The organism is Veillonella parvula, from assembly GCF_042850485.1.
In the GTDB taxonomy this organism is placed as follows: domain Bacteria; phylum Bacillota; class Negativicutes; order Veillonellales; family Veillonellaceae; genus Veillonella; species Veillonella parvula_Q.
Window position 1 is genome coordinate 884072 of record NZ_AP031417.1, and the last position, 21420, is coordinate 905491.

Genomic DNA, 21420 nt, shown 5'->3' on the forward strand with positions numbered 1-21420 from the left:
ACAGCAAATGTGATATACTATATATGACTTTTATATAATCTTTTAAAAGAGTGGGCTTATGTCCACTCTTTCATTTATGATTAGCTCAATTTTAGAGTATTTAGAATCAAGAGATATATACAAGATGTAGTAAGTAAGGAGGCGATGGCTATGAAAAGAGAAGCAGTGGAGGAGTTTGTATCCTCTGTAGTTGAAGGTATTATAGCCGGCACCGATATGGAACTCGTCGATGTAGACTATGTACGTGAACGGGATTGGTATTTACGTGTCTACCTTGATAAACCAGGTGGTGTAGATTTGGATGACTGTCAGTTGGTGAGCGAAAAATTAAGTGCTGTCCTCGACGAAAAGGATCCAATTACGGAAAATTATTTATTGGAGGTATCTTCTCCTGGCCTTGATCGAGTTCTAAAGAAAGATAAGGATTTAGTTCGGTATAATGGCCGTGATGTAGATATTCAGTTGTTTAAGCCTGTTAATGGCAGTAAACAATTTACTGGTGCATTACAAGGTTTTACGGACACATCTATCGACTTTACTATTAATGGTGAAAGCATAACATTTGAACGTTCTGCTATTGCACAAATTCGATTACATCTTGATTTTTAATATATGGAGGCATACGAGTGAGTCAAGAATTAATTCAAGCGGTAATGGTGCTTACAAAACAAAAAGGTTTTGCTCCTGAGGTTATTTTTGAATCCTTAGAGGCTGCATTACTGCAAGCATATCGCAAAGAACCAACATCTAATCCAGATGCGTACGTTGTGATTGACCGCGAAACAGGTGTTTATAAAGTAATGGCCAAAAAACAAGTTGTGGAAACTGTTGAATTGCCTGAAACAGAAATTAGCTTGTTGGATGCTCGCAAAAAAGATAAGCGTTTTGAGATTGGTGATGTAGTAGAAGTCGATGTAACTCCTGCTAACTTTGGTCGTAGTGCTGCCCATACTGCAAAACAAATGCTTATTCAACGTTTGAAAGAGGCTGAGCGCAGTGTAGTATATGAGGAATACTACAGTCGTGAAGGTGATATCATCACTGGTGTTATTACACGTGTCGAAGGTAAAAATGTGTTTATCGACCTTGGTAAAACAGAAGCAATTTTACCTCCAACAGAGCAAATTGCTACTGAAACATACCGTGAAGGGGATCGTATTAAATGCTATATCGTAGAGGTTAAGAAAACTACGAAAGGCCCTCAAATTATGATTTCTCGTACACATCCAGGTCTATTAAAACGTCTATTTGAATTAGAGGTTCCAGAAATCTTTGAAGGCGTAGTAGAGCTTAAGTCTGTAGCTCGTGAACCGGGGATGCGTTCTAAAATCGCCGTATATAGTCGTGATGAAAATATTGATCCTGTAGGTGCTTGCGTAGGTCCTAAAGGGCAACGTGTACAACATATTGTTGATGAATTACACGATGAAAAAATAGACATTGTTAAATGGGATGAAGATCCAGCAATTTATATTGCTAACTCCTTAAGCCCTGCGAAGGTTGTATCGGTAGATGTAAGCGAAGAAGAAAAAGCTTCTTATGTAGTCGTACCTGATTATCAATTATCTTTAGCTATTGGTAAGGCTGGTCAAAATGCTCGTTTAGCTGCTAAGTTGACTAACTGGAAAATTGATATTAAAAGCGAAACTCAAGCTGCTGAAGAACCTTTCACAGGTTTTGGCAATGCTGAGGATGGTGAATAGTCATGAAACCAAAATCCCAACCTATGCGTACTTGCGTAGGATGTGGTGAACCTAAGGCAAAACGAGAGTTGATTCGCGTAGCCTTGAGTCCAGACGGCAATATCACTATTGATCGCAGCGGTAAAGCACCAGGACGTGGAGCTTATTTATGTGAGTCTATGTCGTGTTTTGAGCAGGCTTATAAGGCAAAACGATTAGAACGATCATTAAAACATAGTGTATCTAAAGAGATATACGAAGCATTACAACGTGATTTACAAGAGAATGAGTAATCACTGATATACATGAATGAAGATAAAATTTTGAATCTCTTAGGCTTAGCACAACGAGCAGGAAAAGTTATTTCTGGTGATTTTATCGTAGAAAAAGCTATAAAGAGAAAGGAACCGAAATTGGTACTTCTCGCTGGTGACTGTGCAGCCAATAATGAAAAGAAATATACTCAATTAGCAGAAACCCATCACATTCCACTTCACAGTATTGCCAATAAAGAGGCTTTAGGAACGGCCATTGGTAAGGAAGTTAGGGTAGTAGTTGCCGTACTAGATGATGGATTTGCAAAGGCATTACTTAAAGAGATTGATCGATAATAAGGGGGTATGTAGATGTCCAAAAAGCGCGTTCATGAAATCGCCAAAGAGTTCGGCGTAGAAAGTAAGCAGGTCATTTCTATCTTGCAACAAAATAATATCAATGTTACGAAAGCAGTTAATTCTGTAGATGATTCAGGTTATGAAATTGTAAAAAAACAATTAGGTAAAAAATCTGAAGCTCCTAAAGTAGCACAAAAAATAGAAAAAAAGGTAGAACAAAAGTCTGCTCCTGCAGCTCATAAACAAGAAGTTGCGTCACATAAACAACATCCAAATCGTTCTAACGAACAGAAAAAAGATAAACATAAACAATCTGGTCAAAAACAAGACGATCAATCTAAACAAAAGGACCATAAAAAAGGCAATGTACGTCATGTACAAATCTCTGAGCCTACACGCAAATCCGATGGTAACCAACATGGTGGAGACCGCGCTAACAATCGCCCTAATAATACCCGCAATAATGATAACCGTAATAACGTTCGTTCTAATGATGCGCGTAATAATGATAATCGCAACAACGATAATCGTAATAACGACAACCGCAATAACGATAACCGCAATTCTAATAATGATCGCCGTAACAAGAAAAATAAAAAAGGTGGCAATAACCGCCCTCAATCCTTGTTATCTACATCTATGCAAAAAAAGAAGAATCGCGTAAAACATCGTAACGAGCAGTACTTACAGCAAAAAGCAGAAGCTGAACGTAAAGCTGAAGCAGCAATTGCTACAGAAATTGAATTGAGCGGTCCTTTAACTGTTAAAGAATTAGCTGAAAAAATGGGTCGTGAAGTATCTGAAATCATCAAGAAATTGATGCTTTTAGGTGTTATGGCCAGCATTAACCAAGAGGTTGATGTAGATACAGCTACTATTGTAGCTGAAGAGTTCGGTGTAACTGTAACTGAAGTAGAACCAGAAGAAGATCCTACAGATGTTATCGAAATTGAAGATGCACCAGAAACGTTAAAACCACGTCCTCCTGTAGTAACTATTATGGGTCACGTTGACCATGGTAAAACATCTTTGTTGGACGTAATTCGTCAAACTAATGTAACAGCTGGCGAAGCTGGTGGTATCACTCAACATATCGGTGCGTACCAAGTTCGCTACAAGGATAATAAAATCACATTCCTTGACACACCTGGTCATGAAGCGTTTACTGCTATGCGTTTACGTGGTGCAAAATCTACAGATATCGCAGTTCTCGTAGTAGCTGCTGACGATGGAGTAATGCCACAAACTATCGAGGCCATTAATCATGCGAAGTCTGCAGATGTACCTATTATTGTAGCCATCAACAAAATGGATAAACCAGGTGCTAACCCAGACCATGTTAAACAACAATTGTCTGAACATGGTCTTTTACCAGAAGAATGGGGCGGCGATGTCATCATGGTTCCTGTATCTGCTAAACAAAAACAAGGTATTGATGACTTACTTGAAAATATTTTGCTTGTAGCAGAGGTTATGGAATTGAAAGCGAACCCTAACCGTAAGGCATATGGCGTAGTTATCGAGGCTCAACTTGATAAAGGTCGTGGTGCTGTATGTACTGTCTTGGTACAAAAAGGTTCTCTTCGTGTAGGTGATACAGTACTTGCTGGTACTGCATACGGTAAAGTACGTGCCATGACAAATGAGCGCGGTGAAAAAGTAAAAGTTGCTCGTCCGTCTATGCCGGTAGAAATTTTGGGCTTCTCCGAAGTTCCACAAGCCGGTGAAATTATAAATGGTATGGATGACAACGAAGCACGTGCAATTGCTGAAAAACGTATTGCTAAGCAACGGGTTCAAGAATTGCAAGCTACACATAAAGTTACATTAGATGATATTTTCAACCAAATTCAACAAGGCGAGTTGAAGGATCTTAATATTATCATCAAAGCCGATGTTCAAGGTTCTGTAGAAGCATTGCGTCAATCTTTAGAAGGCATCAAAAACCCTGAGGTTCGTATTGTTATTGTTCATGCTGCAGTAGGTGCCATTAATGAATCGGATATCATGTTGGCATCTGCATCTAATGCGATTGTAATGGGCTTTAATGTACGCCCTGATGCTAATGTTCGACGTGCAGCGGAACAAGAAAAGGTTGACTTGCGTACATATCGTGTAATTTATGATGCTATCAATGACGTTGAATCTGCTATGCGCGGTATGTTGGCGCCTCAATTTAAAGAGGTTGTCGTAGGTCGTGCAGAAGTGCGTCAGGTTATTTCCACACCAAAGGCTATTGTAGCTGGCTCTTATGTAACAGAAGGTCGTATTACTAACGACTCTGAAGTTCGTTTAATTCGTGACGGCATCGTTGTATTTGAAGGTAAGGTTGATTCTTTACGTCGATTTAAAGATGAAGTTAAGGAAGTTAAAACATCCTTTGAATGTGGTATCTCCTTAGAAGGATACCGAGACATCAAGGAAGGCGACGTTATTGAAGCTTACTTGATGGAAGAAATTGCACCTCAATTATAGGAGGTTTATATGAGTGATGTTCGTGTCAGAAAATTACAAGAATTTATCAAACAAGAGGTAAGTCAAATGTTGATGCGCGGATTGAAAGATCCGCGTATCGGCTTCACTACTATTACCGATGTTCATGTAACAGGTGATTTACGTGAAGCTACGATTTATGTCTCCTTGTTTGGTTCCGATAAGGAAAAAGAAGATACCCTTATCGCATTAAAGCATGCAGCAGGTCATATTCGTACAGAGCTTGGTAAAGTACTTAAATTACGCCATATTCCTTCCATCACCTTTGATAAGGATACGTCTTTAGACTATAGCATGCATATTGAATCCCTTTTGAATGAAATCAAAAAGGATGAAGAAATAAATTAACAAAAAGGATACAGAACATGAGTAAGATTACTATTAATCAATTACATATGGCTCTGTGTGAAGCTAATTCTATTATGCTAACCGTCCATATTAGACCTGATGGTGATGCTATTGGGTCCATGGTAGCCTTTTACGAAGCCCTTGTAGGACAAGGTAAAACTGTATATATGGTAGTGGATGATGTAGTTCCTGAGAAGTACACATTCTTACGATATACGGACCACATTCATGATGTAGCGTATTTTGAAACTAATCCAGTTGATATTGATATGCTTATGGTTTTGGATGCTAGCACGTATGAGCGAATTGGCAAAGTAGGTGCACTTTGGAGTGCACCTATTTTTAATATAGATCACCATATTTCTAATACAGAATTCGCGGACCATCTATATTTAAAGCCTGACTTTGCTGCTACTGGTGAAATTGTTACCGACTTATGTACAAAATGGAATTGGCCTATCACTGAATCTATGGGGACTGCATTATATATGGCGATTGCTACAGATTGTGGTTTCTTTAAATTTAGCAATACTACAGCAAATACTCTTGAGATGGCTGCCAAATGTGTAGCTGCAGGGGCTAGACCAAATGTTATTTCTGAAACCATAGAAGCCGTATCTGCCAGTCGTTTAGAATTAACAAAACAAGTTATGCAAACTATCGAGTTTTACAAGAATGATACGATTGCTACCATCGAGTTGAATCGTGAGGCTATGACTATTCTTGGCGATGATACAGATGGTTTTGTAGATATTATTAGAAATGTTGATACTGTAGACGTGGCAATTTTATTAAAAGCAGAAGCTGATGATATAACACGTGTAAGTTTACGTTCCAAAGGTATTGATGTGAACGTTGTAGCAAGCCATTTTGGTGGTGGTGGTCATATTCGTGCTGCAGGTTGCACTATTAATCTACCATTAGAAGAGGCAAAACAAGCTCTCATTGAGGTAATTTAATAATGGATGGGATATTACCATTTTTAAAACCACCTGGCATTACAAGCCATGATGCCGTTGCTATTTGTCGTCGTATTCTAAAGGAAAAGCGCATTGGTCATAGCGGTACATTGGATCCTATGGCTTATGGTGTATTGCCTGTGTTTCTTGGTAAGGCTACGCGCCTTATAGAATACACGGATGAATTTGATAAAACCTATGTAGCAGAATGTAAATTGGGTACTTTTACAGATACTGAAGATAGCTCAGGACAACCTGTATTGCCAGATAATGATATGCTATTGCGAGATGGTATTGTATTGAATCGAGCTATTCAATCTACAGAAATCTCGACAACGATGGTTAAACCAGGCTTTGAAGAATTGGTTAGTATTTTGAGAAAATTTGCTGGCGTTCAGGACCAAAGGCCGTCTAAGTATTCTGCCATTAAAGTAAATGGTATTCGAGCTTATGAATATGCTCGTAAAGGTATTCCTGTAGAGCTACCATTACGTCAAATTCATATTAAAAATATTGAGCTCATTGCTTATGGATTCCCTTTTTTCACGGTTCGTGTGACATGCTCAGGGGGGACTTATATTCGCTCGTTATTACGCGATATTTGTATTGCTTTAGGTATTCCTGGCGCTATGACTTCTTTGGCACGTACTCAAGTAGGCCCTTTTGATATCGGCTCTGCTAAGATGGCCGAAGAATTGATGCTACATGGTGAAAGTCTGTTGTTGCCAACAGATACGGCTGTTTCTCATCTTTCAAAAGTAACTGTAAATAGTGTACAATTAAGAATGATGATAGAAGGCAAGCAGTTACCGATTGGTAAAGAATTTGCTTTCACAGAAATAGGTCAGCTCTATAGAGCTTATGGACCGAATGGTTTTATTGGTATTATGAAACGAAACAACCACACATTAAAAGTGGAAAAAAATATTTTTATTGAAGGATAAGTATGAAGCAACTACATTCGTTTGATGAACTACGTCAAATCAAAGATACAAAAGTATATGCCCTTGGTACCTTTGATGGCATTCATCGAGGTCATCAACGAGTTATACATAAGGCTGTTGAAGAGGCTATATCAGTCGATGGGGTTAGTATCATCATTACCTTCGAGCATCATCCATTGACTATATTACATCCAGAACGAGTACCTAAACGAGTGATTCAAGAAGAGATTATGGATACTGTGCTAGAAGAACTCAAAGTTGACTATATTTTGCGGTTACCTATGACTGAAGCATTATTAAAAATGACTGCAGATGAATTCTTACATGAACTCTGCAATGATATGAATGTGGAAGCTATTGTAATCGGTGAGAACTTTACATTTGGTGCAAAGGGGCTTGGTAATCCAGAATATATGAAACAAGTGGTAGCGGATAAGAATATACGAGTTCTTGTACAGCCTTTATTACCTTGTGATGGTAGTAGTACACCTATTTCTAGTACAGAAATTAGAAAAGCTATTCATGAAGGGCATTTGGAGGATGCAAATCATTGGCTAGGTAGGCCATTCCAGTTTAAAGGAACTGTGATTAAAGGTGATCAACGGGGACGCACATTAGGATTTCCTACATTAAATCTATTACTTCCTAATGAAATGGCTACACCTCCAGACGGAGTCTATGCTAATCGTGTATGTATTGATGGTATTTGGTATGATGGGGTAGGCAATATTGGAGATAATCCAACCTTTAGAAATCAGTACCATAGATGTGAAGTACACGTTTTTAACTTTGACCAAGATATATATGGAAAAGAAGTAATTGTACAGTTCATTTCTTATATTAGAGGGGAAGTTAAATTTAATAATTTACAAGATCTTATCGATCAAATGAAGGTAGATGAAGAACAGGCTCTAGCTATTTTGGCTAATGCATAAAAGGGGGTTCTCATGGATATTAAAGAAGCTCGAAAACAGATAGATAGTATTGATTCTGTATTAGTTACGGAGTTTGAGAAGCGACTCACACTGATTAAAGAAATTGGTAAATATAAGGATGAACATCACTTACCACTTATTGATGAAGAACGGGATGAAAGTATCATTGCTTTACATACTCAAAATTGTAAAGATAAAGTTTTAGCACCTTATGTTGAAAATTATATAAAAACCGTCGTTTCTATGAGTAATGAGTTCTTAAAGGAGCATATGCATAAGCATATTTTTCTCATTGGTATGCCTGGCGCAGGTAAAACTACTGTTGGTAAGGTTCTAGCAAAAGAGTTAGGCCGCGACTTTTTCGATCTAGACCAAACGATTCAAGACAAGGTAGGTAAATCCGTTCAAAATATTTATATTTACGATGGTAAAGATGCTTTCAGTGAATATGAATATAGTACAATCAAAGAATTAATTCACAATAAACCATCTGTCATTGCTACAGGTGGCGGCACTGTTACCTATGATAAAACTGTTAAATTGATGCGCAATAATGGTCTTGTTGTATTTGTTAACCGCGATGTAAATCATATTTTAGATGATTTGGATCTAGAGATTCGTCCGCTTGTAAAAGAAAGTATCGAATATATTTTTAATGTATATGAAGAACGTTATCCTTTATATGAAGAAGTAGCACATATTAAAATTGGTAACGAAGGCAGTATTACCGATGCAGTGCAAGAAATTATTGAAGCTTTGCCGAATACGGAGAAATAATGGACGCCATACGAGGATTTGTATACCGAACTATATATGAGAATACACAACGTACATATTGCGTGTTTTTGTTAAAAGATTATAATGAGGAATACATTACTTGTACTGGCAAATTTGAGTCTCCTAAAGAAGGGGAAGACATCGAAGTACGGGGCCGCTATGTAGAACATGAAAAGTACGGCCGCCAATTTGATGCGAGCAGTGTTGAAAAGTTAAAACCTGATAATATGGGTGCTGCCAAGACTTATTTGTTGAATCTAGGAATAAAAGGTTTTGGTGAAAAATCCGTAGAGAAGGTACTAGAATATTTCGGTATTCGTATTTTAGAAATTTTACGGGAAGAACGTCCAGAAGAGATTAAAGATGTTCCAGGTCTCCGAAAGAGTGTTAAGGATGAGCTATTCAATACCTTACTTGGCGAAGGTATTTTATCTGATTTAAATCATTTTTTTGAAAGTCATCACATTTCATCGAAATGGAGTCGTATTGTATATACCTATTATGGTGTGCAGTCTGTCGCAGTTATAGAGGATAATCCTTATACATTATTACGTGTAGCACCGGATATGCTTTTTGGTACGGCCGATACACTAGCAGAGCATCTTGGTATTAATGGTAGTGATACACGCCGTTTAGAGGCTGGTTTAGAATGGATTCTACGTAGTCTAGATAATCAAGGTCATACATGTTTACCAGTAGACCAACTTATCGGTCGACTTGACGATTTATTACAAACTGATGTAGATGATATTGCGAACTTTATTGAAAGCCTGCTGGAACAAGGTGCACTGTATAGTACGTATTATGAAGATATCTTATATATCTATCCGCCAGAGATGTATGTTTCTGAAGTGGAAGGTGTCCACTATACTCGTGAGTTTCTATTAGAAGCTGATCCAATAGCATTAGATATTTCTAGTTTTATTGAAAAGTTTGAACGAGACAACTACATTATCTTTGGTGATGCTCAAAAAGAAGCTATACAGCTCTCATTTTTTGAAAAGTTTTCTCTTATAACTGGTGGTCCTGGTACAGGTAAAACAACTATCATCAAGGCACTAGTAAAAGGTTTCCAACTCGGTGGATTGGGGCGCATTATACTTTGTGCTCCTACGGGACGTGCTGCAAAGCGTCTGACCGAGGCCACTGAGTTTGAAGCTACTACAATTCATCGTCTATTGGTACCTGTTCAAGGTAGTGACTCCTATGACTTTACAAAGAATGAAGATGATCCTCTAGATATAGATGTCATTATCATCGATGAAGCATCTATGCTTAATGTGCGTTTATTCTATTCTTTGATGGCTGCTATTCCAAAGGAAGCCCATGTCATTATTGTGGGTGACGTAGATCAATTACCACCTATAGGTGCTGGGTTCGTATTAAAAGATTTATTAGATAGTGATTGTGTGCCCTATACACGACTTAATCAGATTTATCGTCAAAGCTCTGGTAATACTATCGTTGAAAGTGCTTACGCAATTAACCGTGGTGAAATGCCTAACCTGGAAGGTGTGAGCGAAGAGTTTTCTTTTATTCCTGTTAAATCTTATGACATGATGATGAAAGCCATCATTGATGTATATAAACGTGAACAAGAGACGATAGAGGATGAATTAGATATTCAAATTATTTCTCCTATGCGCCGTGGTGAAGCAGGTAGTACATTGATATCACAATATGTACAACAAGCCGTAAACCCTCCAGATAGCTATAAGGGAGAAGTTCGTGTCAATGGCATTACGTATCGCGTTGGGGATAAGGTTATTCAAATTCTCAATGATTATGAGTTAGAAGTGTTTAATGGCGAAATTGGCGTTATCTATGCTATTACGCGGACCGATATTTGTATCCGATTTATCCATAAAGAGGTCCGTCTACCTATCGATGAAGCACATATGATTATGCCTGCTTATGCTATTACAGTTCATAAGAGTCAAGGTAGTGAGTATGGTGTAGTTATTATTCCATTTGTTCCACGTTATGGTGGTATGTTACAACGTAATTTGTTGTATACTGCTGTTACACGGGCAAAGCGTAAAGTAATCATCGTTGGTACTACGAGCGCAGTTGAACGTGCTGTGCGTACTGTTAATGCCGATGAACGTTACACATTGTTTAAAGAACGACTACAAGGGAGATGTGATTCGTAATGAGTCTTTGGGATTTCCTATTTCCACCTGTATGCCCTCACTGTGGTGCACCTGTGGCAACACAAGGGGATTGGTGTAAAGCTTGTTTTATAGATTTATTACATATTCGTCATGTACCACATAAATTTTTACACTATGTAGATGATGTATGTGTGTTGGCCGAATATCGTGGTGGTCTAAAGTCTATGATTTACGATGTAAAATTTAATGAAAAAAAGGAGCAGTCCAAAGGGGCCGCTCCTTTTTTAGTATCGTACAACTTTTACATGAAATATAATGAGTCTAATATTGTGAATAGTAATTGTAAAATTATGTATGATTATATTGTTCCTGTACCATCTAGCGAAAAGAAAAAAGCTAAGAGAGGATATAATCAAGTAGATTTATTCTTTCTTGAATGGGCTCATTCTTTATGGGGAATAGATAGAAAAAACTTTAAATGGTTAGATTGTATATACAAGTTTGATACTTCTCGAGATATGTGGGGATTAACAAATAAAGAAAGGCATCAAAATATTGATGATGCCTTTGTTATATGTGCTGATTATAAGGATATTGATTTTACCAATACGAATATATTAATTGTTGATGATATATATACTACAGGTGCCACAATTGAAGCTGTAGCAAAAGTCTTACAAAAGCATAAAGCGCTACGCATTGATGCCCTTACGCTGGCTAGTGGTAGTTTCTAATCTTTATTACTAAATGTAGGAATATAATATTTGATTTCATATTAGCCAAGCACATCAATAAATGCTTTAACTACATCAGGATCAAAGAGTGAGCCAGATGCACTAAAGAGTTCTTCTTTTGCTTTAGCTTTTGTTTTTGCCCAAAATTCAGTAGAAGGATTAACTGTTGTATCATAGTAATCTGCTACAGCAATAATTCGAGCTCCTAACGGAATATTGGCACCACGTAAATGTTTGGGATAACCAGAACCATCCCATTTTTCATGATGGTAACGAATATAAGGTAAAATTTGTTGGCAGCAAGGATAGTTTTCAATCATATTGGCACCACTTGCCGCATGTTGTTTATACTTAGACATTTCTTGCTTATTAAGATATGGAGATTTTTGGATTAATGCATTAGGAACCATTAATAGACCCACGTCATGAAGTAAAGCTGCGTGACGAATCTGTTCAATTTCATTTAATGGTAAACCCATTTTAGCTGCGATGCTAACAGCATAGTTTGAAACCTGGATAGAATGTGTATAGAGATGATAGCTTTTCATTTGTATCATCTGTAAAAGTTGTGCGCTTATGGCTTCTAAACTGTCTTTCTCCAGTTCATACAAACCTGATGGTTGCATCAATGATAACATAAACATAATAAACCCCTCTAACTAACAAACTGAACATATGGTACAACCCCTCGTACTTATGTTCATATCGTACAACTTTAGGCCGTTCTAATTTAACAGTATACAAATTATACACCATAAATAATTTTTTGTGTATGATACGTATGTTCTTACAAATATGTTGTATTCATATTTGGCATACAAAAACTAATTGACAATTTAAGAATCCACTAGATATGGTACTTAAAAAATGTGATTTTAGAAATATTAAAATATTATGAAGAATATTTTAGGTTTTCTATTCCAATTTTCTATACATCAACAAATAGGGGTTGCAAAATTTATTCTCATTGTTCTAAGAATTATGCGATAGTATGTTTGGTAAAAAAATTATGTTTGGCTACTTAACTATATAATCAAAATTTTTTAAAATAATAGTAAAACTAGACATGAATACTGTTATTCTTTATAATACGTCTATACGGGTCTGTGGTTGAAAGTCGAGGCTAGTCGCAGGCAAAACGATCCACATAAGCAGCCCAAAGGGTTGTGAGCATGGTGCGGCTTAGGTGTAAGTCCTGCCGATAAAATCGAGAGAGGTAGTAGTGGGGAGTCTTGGACTTATGAGCGAACCTTCCAGCAGGCGAGTGTGGGGGCAAAGACCAGGTCAGCCGTATAGGGGCACATGAGGCTTTTCTCATGTGCTTTTTTTATACAGTTGTATATTATAAAATCTATAGAAAACCACTAACTATGGGAAAGTTTTTATACATGAATGTAATATTTATACAAACAATGTATAAAATTAAAATATAAATATAGAGATTTTGCGATTGCATCTAAAATTATATACAAAATTATTGACATAATTATACTTAATCTATATACTATTATAAAGTAGTAGTAAGTTAAAATAATGAGGTTGATAATATGTTAAATAGCAAAGTAAAAAAAATAATTCTTGGCGGTTGTATGTTAGTGATGGCGGCTTCTTTAGTTGGTGGATGTGGTTCCTCTAATCAACCTACATCTAATAAACTTGTCGTTGGCACTAATGCTACATTTGTTCCATTTGAGTTTAAAGATGAAAAAACTCAAGATTATACAGGTTTTGATATTGAATTGATTCGTGCGATCGGTAAGCGTATTAATAAAGATGTAGAGCTAAAAAATGTAGCTTTTGATGCTTTGATTCCAGCTTTGAACACACATGATATTGATGTTGCTGCATCTGGTATGACTATTACAAAAGCGAGAAGTGAAAAAGTATTATTTTCTTCTCCTTATTATGAAAATGCCTTAGCAGTAGTATATAAAGATGGAACGGCTGTGAATTCTCTTGATGATTTAAAGGGTAAAAAAATTGCAGCCCAATTAGGTACTACTGGTGCAGATTTAGCTCATAAAATTGAAGGTACTACTGTAAAAGAATTTGACCATAGTAATGAAGCTTTGTTAGAATTACAAAATGGTGGAGTAGATGCAACTGTAATCGATTTACCTGTAGCTCAATATTACAGTACTAAGCATCCTGACCAACATATTAAATTTATGGCATATCCAAATACTAAAGAATATTTGGGCTTAGCAATTAATAAGGATAACAAAGCATTGCAAGAAGAAATCAATAAAGCAATTGCTGATATGAAGGCTGATGGTGAATTTAATACATTATATAAAAAATGGTTTAATGTAGATGCACCTGCTGATATGCCAGTAGTTTTAGAATTTAAATAATAGGAGAGATTATGAGTTTTAATTGGGGGTTAATTGCGGATAATTTACCGCTTTTGTTACAAGGTGCTTTAGTGACTGTAGAAATTACAGCCATGTCTGTAGGTTGTGGCTTTTTTATCGGTCTTTTAGTATCTTTAGCAAATTTATCTAAATTTAGATTAGTTAGATTGCTTGCAAAATGTTATGTAGATATCATTCGTGGTACACCATTACTGGTGCAAATTTTCCTAATCTATTTTGCCTTGCCTATGATTACAGGTCAACGGATTGATCCATATATTGCGGCTGTTACCGCATGTAGTATTAACTCTGGTGCTTATGTATCTGAAATTTTTCGTGCAGGTATTCAATCTATTGATAAAGGTCAAATGGAGGCCGGCCGTTCTCTTGGTTTAACTTGGGGACAAACCATGCGTTACATCATTATGCCTCAAGCTTTTAAAGCAATTATTCCTCCTTTAGGGAACGAATTTATTGCCATGTTGAAAGATTCCTCTTTAGTTTCTGTTATCGGTTTCGAGGAGTTGACACGTCGTGGTCAATTAATCATTGCTAAAACCTATGCATCCTTTGAAATCTGGGGTACGGTTGCTGTGATTTACCTTATTATGACAGTGACTATCTCACAATTAGTTGGATATCTTGAAAGGAAATATAGCATTAAATGATTAAATTAGAAAATGTACATAAATCTTTTGGTAAAAATGAAGTACTAAAAGGTATTAATTTACATATTGAACAAGGTCAAGTAGTTGTAATCATCGGCCCTTCTGGTTCTGGTAAAAGTACGGTACTGCGCACTATGAACTATTTAGAAGAACCTACATCTGGTAAGGTTATCGTAGATGGCATGGATCTTTCTGATAAGAAAAAGTTAAATGACGTTCGTGCTGAAGTAGGAATGGTATTCCAAAACTTTAATTTGTTCCCGCATATGACGGTTATGGAAAACCTTACCTTAGCTCAAACTAAGGTTCGTAAAACATCTATGGAAGAGGCTAAGAAGATAGGTATAGCTTTACTTGATCGAGTAGGCTTGGCGGATAAAGCCAATGCATACCCTGATTCTTTGTCAGGCGGTCAAAAGCAGCGTGTTGCTATTGCTCGTGCTTTAGCTATGAAACCAAAAGTAATGCTTTTTGATGAACCTACTTCAGCTCTTGATCCTGAAATGGTTAGTGAAGTGCTAGATGTTATGAAGTCTTTAGCTGAGGAAGGTATGACGATGGTCATCGTTACTCATGAAATGGGCTTTGCGAAAAAGGTAGCGGATAGAGTGTTATTTGTTGATGGTGGCTTGATTTTAGAAGATAATACACCTGAACGCGTATTTGATGCACCTACCAATGAAAGAACAAAATCATTCTTAGATAAAATTTTGTTAGATTAAATAATATAATTATAGGAAGCAAATTCTAGAATTAGAAATTGCTTCCTGTTTTTTTACATTAAATTTAACCTATCTATTTATATTAATTTTTATTATATATGTATAGCTTAATATCTATTAATATATTTGATAACTTTTAGACTGAATTTATTAATTATAAAGAGTTTGTATAAAGATTTACAGGGTAGATTAATCTGAAAAACACGATTATTGCTATAAATATTTGTGATATAACAATAATTTATACAGTCATTTTTTAAAATAATAATTTTTAATTCACATATTTTTGATTATAAAAATATACAATTAATTTATAGGGTGTATATAATTATTTATAACATGTATAGATATAGGGATTGTTGAGATTTACAGCAAATGATATTCTTATTTCTAGTGTTTGTATATTCATTAAAAATGTAAATATTGTTGTTTGATATTTTATACATGCTGTGTTATGATACACATATAGAGCAAGACAGCAAGACAATATATATATTTTTAGGAGGATGTTACCATGTTAGGTAAAGTAAAATGGTTCAGCGCAGAAAAAGGTTATGGTTTTATTGAACGTGAAGACGGTAGCGATGTATTTGTACACTACTCTGCAATCCAAGACGAAGGTTTCAAATCTTTGACTGAAGGTCAAAATGTAGAATTTGAGATTGTTGATGGAAACCGTGGACCTCAAGCCGCTAACGTTGTTAAAGCGTAACTACATACCAAAAAAATTATAAAAACAATATATAATTGGACCCTGATAGTATATACTATCAGGGTTTTTGATTTTCTATATACATTTTATACATAATTCTACAAAAAATATAAGATTTTTAGATAAAAAAGAAGGAGTTTTACAGTTGGATGTAGAAATACTAAATATAACACGAGAGATAAGGTTATATAATACCACACACTCGCATCTCGTGGATGATTTTTAGAAAGGGTGTTGACTTATGAAAGTAGCAATTAGAGGAAAAAACATTGAAGTAACAGATGCCTTAAGAGCATATATCGAAAAAAGATTGAGTAAATTGACTCGTTACTTCGATGATGAGTTAAATGCACAAGCGGTTTTATCCGTTGTAAAAGATAAATCTACAATTGAACTTACATGCTTTGTTGATAAAATCGTTCTTCGTGGTGTGGAAACTAACGATGATATGTATGCAGCTATTGATTTAGTAGTAGATAAAATTGTTCGCCAAATCCATAAATATAAAACTCGTTTGGCTAAACGTTTCAAAAAACAAGAAGCTTTCCATCCTGAAACTTTGGCAACTCCTGTGGAAGAAGAAACTATTGAAGTTGTAAAACGCAAACATTTTGTTGTGCGTCCTATGGATGTTGAGGAAGCGATTTTACAAATGAATCTTATTGGTCATGATTTCTTTATGTTCTTCAATGCTGAAACTGAATCGATGAACGTTGTATATCGTAGACATGATGGTTTCTATGGTTTGATCGAGCCAGAACTTCAATAATATATAATGTCGGCTGAACTTAATCCTAACTCCTTTCTACTTTAAATCAGCCGATTATTATATTAAGGTGGATGACTTAAAATAGTCATCCACCTTTTTTGCCAAAATAATATTATAAATAATCTTGAAATGCCTTGAATTCTTTGACTATTCAAGGCTTTTTCGTTATAATAAGTTAGATAAAATAATGTAAGATGTCCCGTAGAGGAGTGATTTGTTTGTTAAGCTTTTTACAAAGGCTATTAGGCAATAATAACGCAAAAGAAATTAAAAAAATGCGTGCTATTGCAGATCATATTAATGAAATTGAACCTAATTATATTAAATTAAGTGATGCTAACTTAGTGGCAAAAACTGATGAGTTTAAACGTCGTTTGCAAAAAGGGGAAACGTTAGACGACCTATTGCCAGAAGCATTTGCTGTAGTTCGTGAAGCATCTAAACGCGTTTTAGGCATGCGTCATTTCGATGTACAGTTAATGGGGGGCATTTGCCTGCATAATGGTAATATCGCGGAGATGCGTACTGGTGAAGGTAAAACATTAGTAGCTACATTGCCCGTATATTTGAATGCATTGACCGGTAAGGGTGTACACGTTGTAACAGTAAATGATTATTTGGCGACTCGTGATAGCGAGCAAATGGGACGTTTATATAATTTCTTAGGACTTTCCACGGGCCTTATTGTGGCTAATCTTGACTTTAATCAACGTAAAGAAGCCTATGCGTGTGATATTACATATGGTACAAATAATGAGTTTGGTTTTGACTATTTACGCGATAACATGGTAACCGATGTTGTTCAAATGGTACAACGACCATTGAATTATGCCATTGTGGATGAAGTAGACTCCATTCTTATTGATGAAGCAAGAACACCATTAATTATCTCAGGTCCTGGTCAACGTTCCACTGATAATTATTATAAATTGGCTAAAATTGTTCCTCACCTTATAAAAGATGAAGACTATGTTATCGATGAAAAACAAAAAACTATTGCCCCTACAGATTCTGGCATCGCAAAGGTTGAAAAAATGCTTGGCGTTGAAAACCTATATGATGCAGAAAATATCGAGTTGAATCATTTGCTTGGTGCTTCTTTGCGTGCTTATGCTATGATGCATCGTGATACTGATTATGTGGTTAAAGATGGTGAAGTTGTTATCGTCGATGAGTTTACGGGCCGTTTGATGTTTGGACGCCGTTATTCTGATGGTTTGCATCAGGCTATTGAGGCTAAAGAAGGTTTGAAAGTTGAACGCGAAAGCCAAACTTTAGCATCTGTCACATTCCAGAACTATTTCCGTATGTATGATAAATTAGCAGGTATGACAGGTACTGCTAAAACAGAAGAAAAAGAATTTATCGATATTTATGGATTAGAGGTTATACCAATTCCACCGAATAAGCCTTTAATCCGGATGGATTTGCCAGATCAGATTTTTAAAACTAAAGCTGCTAAATATCGTGCCGTAGTACGTAATGCAGTAGAACGCCACCAAATAGGGCAACCTATTTTGATTGGTACTACATCTATTACACAGTCTGAAGAACTTTCAGATATGTTGTTGCGTGCAGGTGTACCTCATAAAGTATTGAATGCTAAACATCATGAACAAGAAGCAGAAATCGTTGCAGCTGCTGGCCAAATGGGAATGGTAACAATCGCTACTAATATGGCTGGCCGTGGTACTGATATTACTCTTGGAGAAGGTGTGCCAGAACTAGGTGGGTTAGCCATTTTGGGGACAGAACGCCATGAAAGCCGACGTATTGATAATCAATTACGCGGACGTGCTGGTCGTCAAGGGGATCCTGGTTCTTCTCAATTCTTCTTATCATTAGAAGATGACTTAATGCGTATCTTTGGTGCTGACAATATTACAGGTATCATGGATAAACTTGGTATGGAAGAGGATGAACCTATCGAGCATTCTTTGATTACTAAATCTATTGAACGTGCTCAAAAGAAAGTAGAGGATCATAACTATAATATTCGTAAATATGTACTTGAGTATGATGATGTTATGAATCAACAACGTGAAGTATTATACGAACAACGACGCCGTATTTTACGTAACGAATCCTTGCGTGAAACAATTAATGAAATGATTGACAAGCTTGTTACCGAATCTGTAGATGCTTATGCTGATGAAAAGCTCTATCCAGAAGAATGGGATTATGAAGGTCTCTATAAACATTTAAGTCAATATTTCTTAACAGAAGAGATTATGTCTTCTCAAGATATGGAAGAATATAGTCGTCAAGACTTATTAGAACGCTTATTAGAAATTGCTCATGAAGAGTATCAAGATCGCGTTGATATGCTTGGAGAGGCTATGTTTAGTCAACTTGAAAAGGCGATTATGTTGCGCGTTGTTGATAATAAATGGATGGAACATTTGGATAATATGGATATGTTACGAGAAGGTATTGGCCTTCGTGCATATGGTCAAAAGAATCCGTTGGTAGAATATAAGTTTGAAGCTTTTGATATGTTCCAAAACATGATTGCAGCTATTCAAGATGATACAATCATGGCATTATACAAAATTCGTGCACAATTGATTCAAGAAATCGAAGAACCAGTTGATCACTTAGAAGGTGCACAATCCCATCATGAAGATGTGTTGGAGCCACAAAACATAGATTAAGATTTGTGAATGGCACGTTGCTCAAAGGGATTTCCACTGGGCAACGGCCATTTTTCTATTTTGTTAAGGTAATAGTTTATTGATGTAATAGGCTAATTAACTAAAGGTGGTGAACATAAATTGTTAGAAGATTTAAAACCGATTATTTCTAATCTAGAAGAACGCATTTATGGGATGAGGGATTCACTTTAACATCGCTCAGAAGAAAGACCGAATATTTACACTTGATGTACAGATGAGTGATCCGACATTTTGGGATAATCCAGATAAAGCTCGTGAGATTTCTCAAGAGGCCACACAACTAAAAAATGCTGTAGAAAGCTATAAGCAACTTGTTAGTGATATTGAAGATGCTAATGTGATGCTTGAAATAGCTATAGATGAAGATGACCTCTCCATGGAGAGTGAAATCAAGGAATATGTTAAGCAAATAGAAGAAACCTTGGAGAAGCAAGAAGTACTTTTATTGTTAAGTGGTGAATATGATGCAAATAATGCTATTTTAACATTTCATTCTGGTGCTGGTGGGACGGAGGCACAAGATTGGTGTTCTATGTTGATTCGCATGTACTTGCGCTGGGCTGAAAAATCTGGCTTCTCCATCGAGTTAATGGATGAACAACCTGGTGATGAAGCAGGGATAAAATCTGCTACATTCCTTGTTAAAGGTGAAAATGCTTTTGGTTACTTGAAGTCTGAGAAAGGTGTGCATCGTCTCGTTCGTATTTCACCATTTGATGCCGCGGCTCGACGTCACACATCATTTGCTGCTGTCGATGTAATGCCTGAAATCGATGATACTGTAGAAATTAATATTGATATGAAAGACGTTCAAGTTGATACATATCGTGCTAGTGGCGCTGGTGGTCAGCATATTAATAAAACCGATTCTGCTGTTCGTATGACACATAAGCCAACAGGTATTGTAGTACAATGCCAAACACAACGTTCTCAAATGCAGAATAGAGAACAAGCTTTACGTTTGTTACGGGCGAAACTATTTGAGTTAGAGCTTGAAAAGCAAGCTGAACTTAAAGAACAGATTGGAGGTACCTACCAAGCAATTGAGTGGGGGAGTCAAATTCGTTCCTATGTATTCCATCCATATAATCTTGTTAAGGATCATCGTACTAGTGTAGAAACTGGTAATGTTCAAGCTGTTATGGATGGCAACTTAGACCCATTTATCGAAGGTTTCTTAAAAAAAGAGGCTAACTTAACAATTTAGGAGATACTATGAAAAAGTTTTTACTATTCCTATTAGTGCTAATTATTGCTCTTGTAGTGGCATCCCAATTTTTATTACCATCTTTTATTGGCTCTCGTATTGAAAGTCAATTAAATGAAACATTGAAACCAACGGCTCAAACAGTAAATGTTGAGGCTCAACCTGCTTTCAAAATTTTATATGGTGAGGTGGATCGTGTTTATGGCACTTTGGAGAATATTAAACTGGGTAAATTGAATTTTGCTAGCTTCCGATTTGATGCTAAACAAATTCTTGTTAATCCAATTTCTTTATTAGCTAGTCAACAAATTGATATCGTTAGTGTTGGGAATGCTAGTATTGATGGGACTATTAATAAAGCTGATTTAGCGACTTTCTTAAGTAATGAAGCAGGTAGTGATATTCAAGACGTACAAGTTGACATTAGTAAAGATAATATCAGCCTAACCGGTAAAATGAATGTAGGCATGGTGTTTAAAGGGGATGTTAAATTAGATGGGAATTTAGAGTTAAAGGGCAACACATTATTGTTTTCACCTAAAAAGTTCACCATAAATGGTGCTACAATTCCTGGTATGACATCTAATGTGTTAGAAAGTACTCAAATTTATGACTTTAACAATTTTCCAATTCCTGTAAAAGCAGAAAGTTTAACTGTTGATAATGGTGAAATTCTCATTAAAGTTAAACCTGTACTCAACTAGAAAGGATTT

At 36.2% G+C, this 21420-nt stretch carries 21 protein-coding genes; 20 read left to right on the forward strand and 1 reads right to left on the reverse strand.

From position 1 onward, the window contains the following. Positions 1-150 precede the first annotated feature (150 nt). Genes rimP through ACGHIY_RS03910 form a run of 12 tightly spaced genes read left to right on the forward strand, consistent with a single transcriptional unit; the run spans position 151 to position 11600 of the window. Positions 151-609 carry a ribosome maturation factor RimP gene (rimP, locus tag ACGHIY_RS03855; protein WP_004693003.1) on the forward strand — a complete coding sequence of 153 codons (459 nt, stop codon included), beginning with the start codon at positions 151-153 and terminating at the stop codon, positions 607-609. A 17-nt stretch (positions 610-626) separates the two neighbouring features. Next, a complete protein-coding gene (gene nusA / locus ACGHIY_RS03860; RefSeq protein WP_004693004.1) occupies positions 627-1703 on the forward strand; it encodes a transcription termination factor NusA in 1077 nt (358 codons plus the stop codon). 2 nt (positions 1704-1705) lie between these two features. After that, positions 1706-1975 carry an RNase P modulator RnpM gene (gene rnpM / locus ACGHIY_RS03865; protein WP_004693005.1) on the forward strand — a complete coding sequence of 90 codons (270 nt, stop codon included), beginning with the start codon at positions 1706-1708 and terminating at the stop codon, positions 1973-1975. A gap of 12 nt (positions 1976-1987) precedes the next feature. Then, positions 1988-2293, forward strand: a complete 306-nt coding sequence (locus ACGHIY_RS03870) for a ribosomal L7Ae/L30e/S12e/Gadd45 family protein (protein WP_004693007.1) — start codon at positions 1988-1990, stop codon at positions 2291-2293. Between the two features lie 15 nt (positions 2294-2308). Then, positions 2309-4771: a translation initiation factor IF-2 gene (gene infB / locus ACGHIY_RS03875; protein ID WP_004693008.1), complete on the forward strand. Its 2463-nt coding sequence runs from the start codon at positions 2309-2311 to the stop codon at positions 4769-4771. A gap of 9 nt (positions 4772-4780) precedes the next feature. After that, entirely contained in the window at positions 4781-5137 is a 357-nt protein-coding gene (gene rbfA, locus ACGHIY_RS03880; protein ID WP_004693011.1) for a 30S ribosome-binding factor RbfA, read from the forward strand. 17 nt (positions 5138-5154) lie between these two features. Then, positions 5155-6096, forward strand: a complete 942-nt coding sequence (locus tag ACGHIY_RS03885) for a bifunctional oligoribonuclease/PAP phosphatase NrnA (protein WP_004693013.1) — start codon at positions 5155-5157, stop codon at positions 6094-6096. 2 nt (positions 6097-6098) lie between these two features. Continuing rightward, the gene (locus ACGHIY_RS03890; RefSeq protein WP_004693015.1) at positions 6099-7040 is read left to right on the forward strand and encodes a tRNA pseudouridine(55) synthase TruB; all 942 of its coding nucleotides are present in this window, start codon (positions 6099-6101) and stop codon (positions 7038-7040) included. A gap of 2 nt (positions 7041-7042) precedes the next feature. After that, the gene (locus ACGHIY_RS03895; protein ID WP_004693017.1) at positions 7043-7975 is read left to right on the forward strand and encodes a bifunctional riboflavin kinase/FAD synthetase; all 933 of its coding nucleotides are present in this window, start codon (positions 7043-7045) and stop codon (positions 7973-7975) included. A 12-nt stretch (positions 7976-7987) separates the two neighbouring features. Continuing rightward, positions 7988-8752, forward strand: a complete 765-nt coding sequence (locus tag ACGHIY_RS03900) for a shikimate kinase (RefSeq protein ID WP_004693019.1) — start codon at positions 7988-7990, stop codon at positions 8750-8752. Then, on the forward strand, positions 8752-10905 hold the full coding sequence (locus ACGHIY_RS03905) for an ATP-dependent RecD-like DNA helicase (protein ID WP_390525727.1): 2154 nt from the start codon (positions 8752-8754) through the stop codon (positions 10903-10905). Before ACGHIY_RS03900 ends, ACGHIY_RS03905 begins: the two co-directional genes overlap by 1 nt. Next, the gene (locus ACGHIY_RS03910) at positions 10905-11600 is read left to right on the forward strand and encodes a ComF family protein (RefSeq protein ID WP_390525728.1); all 696 of its coding nucleotides are present in this window, start codon (positions 10905-10907) and stop codon (positions 11598-11600) included. The genes ACGHIY_RS03905 and ACGHIY_RS03910 overlap by 1 nt, the downstream gene beginning before the upstream one ends. A gap of 41 nt (positions 11601-11641) precedes the next feature. Here the strand turns inward: ACGHIY_RS03910 and ACGHIY_RS03915 are convergent, their stop codons facing one another. Continuing rightward, positions 11642-12244: an HD-GYP domain-containing protein gene (locus tag ACGHIY_RS03915; RefSeq protein ID WP_004693025.1), complete on the reverse strand. Its 603-nt coding sequence runs from the start codon at positions 12242-12244 to the stop codon at positions 11642-11644. A gap of 903 nt (positions 12245-13147) precedes the next feature. Here ACGHIY_RS03915 and ACGHIY_RS03920 point away from each other — a divergent pair. From ACGHIY_RS03920 to ACGHIY_RS03955, 8 genes are all read left to right on the forward strand, one after another. Next, positions 13148-13954 carry a basic amino acid ABC transporter substrate-binding protein gene (locus ACGHIY_RS03920; RefSeq protein ID WP_024061785.1) on the forward strand — a complete coding sequence of 269 codons (807 nt, stop codon included), beginning with the start codon at positions 13148-13150 and terminating at the stop codon, positions 13952-13954. A gap of 11 nt (positions 13955-13965) precedes the next feature. Further along, positions 13966-14622 (forward strand): amino acid ABC transporter permease, encoded by a 657-nt coding sequence (locus tag ACGHIY_RS03925; RefSeq protein WP_004693053.1) that lies wholly within the window; start codon positions 13966-13968, stop codon positions 14620-14622. Next, the gene (locus tag ACGHIY_RS03930; RefSeq protein WP_316591761.1) at positions 14619-15344 is read left to right on the forward strand and encodes an amino acid ABC transporter ATP-binding protein; all 726 of its coding nucleotides are present in this window, start codon (positions 14619-14621) and stop codon (positions 15342-15344) included. Before ACGHIY_RS03925 ends, ACGHIY_RS03930 begins: the two co-directional genes overlap by 4 nt. Before the next feature lie 514 nt (positions 15345-15858). Beyond that, positions 15859-16056, forward strand: coding sequence for a cold shock domain-containing protein (locus tag ACGHIY_RS03935; RefSeq protein ID WP_004693056.1), 198 nt, complete (start codon positions 15859-15861; stop codon positions 16054-16056). A 241-nt stretch (positions 16057-16297) separates the two neighbouring features. Further along, positions 16298-16825, forward strand: coding sequence for a ribosome hibernation-promoting factor, HPF/YfiA family (gene hpf / locus ACGHIY_RS03940; protein ID WP_004693058.1), 528 nt, complete (start codon positions 16298-16300; stop codon positions 16823-16825). A 218-nt stretch (positions 16826-17043) separates the two neighbouring features. Further along, positions 17044-19479 carry a preprotein translocase subunit SecA gene (secA, locus tag ACGHIY_RS03945; RefSeq protein WP_390525729.1) on the forward strand — a complete coding sequence of 812 codons (2436 nt, stop codon included), beginning with the start codon at positions 17044-17046 and terminating at the stop codon, positions 19477-19479. Positions 19480-19599: 120 nt separating this feature from the next. Beyond that, a protein-coding gene (prfB, locus tag ACGHIY_RS03950) for a peptide chain release factor 2 (protein ID WP_390525730.1) occupies positions 19600-20707 on the forward strand; the annotation gives its coding sequence in 2 pieces (ribosomal slippage) (positions 19600-19656 and positions 19658-20707; 1107 coding nt in all). Between the two features lie 8 nt (positions 20708-20715). Further along, entirely contained in the window at positions 20716-21411 is a 696-nt protein-coding gene (locus ACGHIY_RS03955) for an LmeA family phospholipid-binding protein (RefSeq protein ID WP_119562912.1), read from the forward strand. Positions 21412-21420 lie beyond the last annotated feature (9 nt).

Excerpts from the sequence above, each read along its gene's own strand:
- rimP (WP_004693003.1), top strand. The coding sequence starts at position 151 with ATGAAAAGAGAAGCAGTGGAGGAGTTTGTATCCTCTGTAGTTGAAGGT.
- rnpM (WP_004693005.1), top strand. The coding sequence starts at position 1,706 with ATGAAACCAAAATCCCAACCTATGCGTACTTGCGTAGGATGTGGTGAA.
- ACGHIY_RS03870 (WP_004693007.1), top strand. The coding sequence starts at position 1,988 with ATGAATGAAGATAAAATTTTGAATCTCTTAGGCTTAGCACAACGAGCA.
- infB (WP_004693008.1), top strand. The coding sequence starts at position 2,309 with ATGTCCAAAAAGCGCGTTCATGAAATCGCCAAAGAGTTCGGCGTAGAA.
- rbfA (WP_004693011.1), top strand. The coding sequence starts at position 4,781 with ATGAGTGATGTTCGTGTCAGAAAATTACAAGAATTTATCAAACAAGAG.
- ACGHIY_RS03885 (WP_004693013.1), top strand. The coding sequence starts at position 5,155 with ATGAGTAAGATTACTATTAATCAATTACATATGGCTCTGTGTGAAGCT.
- ACGHIY_RS03890 (WP_004693015.1), top strand. The coding sequence starts at position 6,099 with ATGGATGGGATATTACCATTTTTAAAACCACCTGGCATTACAAGCCAT.
- ACGHIY_RS03895 (WP_004693017.1), top strand. The coding sequence starts at position 7,043 with ATGAAGCAACTACATTCGTTTGATGAACTACGTCAAATCAAAGATACA.
- ACGHIY_RS03900 (WP_004693019.1), top strand. The coding sequence starts at position 7,988 with ATGGATATTAAAGAAGCTCGAAAACAGATAGATAGTATTGATTCTGTA.
- ACGHIY_RS03905 (WP_390525727.1), top strand. The coding sequence starts at position 8,752 with ATGGACGCCATACGAGGATTTGTATACCGAACTATATATGAGAATACA.
- ACGHIY_RS03910 (WP_390525728.1), top strand. The coding sequence starts at position 10,905 with ATGAGTCTTTGGGATTTCCTATTTCCACCTGTATGCCCTCACTGTGGT.
- ACGHIY_RS03915 (WP_004693025.1), bottom strand. The coding sequence starts at position 12,244 with ATGTTTATGTTATCATTGATGCAACCATCAGGTTTGTATGAACTGGAG.
- ACGHIY_RS03920 (WP_024061785.1), top strand. The coding sequence starts at position 13,148 with ATGTTAAATAGCAAAGTAAAAAAAATAATTCTTGGCGGTTGTATGTTA.
- ACGHIY_RS03925 (WP_004693053.1), top strand. The coding sequence starts at position 13,966 with ATGAGTTTTAATTGGGGGTTAATTGCGGATAATTTACCGCTTTTGTTA.
- ACGHIY_RS03930 (WP_316591761.1), top strand. The coding sequence starts at position 14,619 with ATGATTAAATTAGAAAATGTACATAAATCTTTTGGTAAAAATGAAGTA.
- ACGHIY_RS03935 (WP_004693056.1), top strand. The coding sequence starts at position 15,859 with ATGTTAGGTAAAGTAAAATGGTTCAGCGCAGAAAAAGGTTATGGTTTT.
- hpf (WP_004693058.1), top strand. The coding sequence starts at position 16,298 with ATGAAAGTAGCAATTAGAGGAAAAAACATTGAAGTAACAGATGCCTTA.
- ACGHIY_RS03955 (WP_119562912.1), top strand. The coding sequence starts at position 20,716 with ATGAAAAAGTTTTTACTATTCCTATTAGTGCTAATTATTGCTCTTGTA.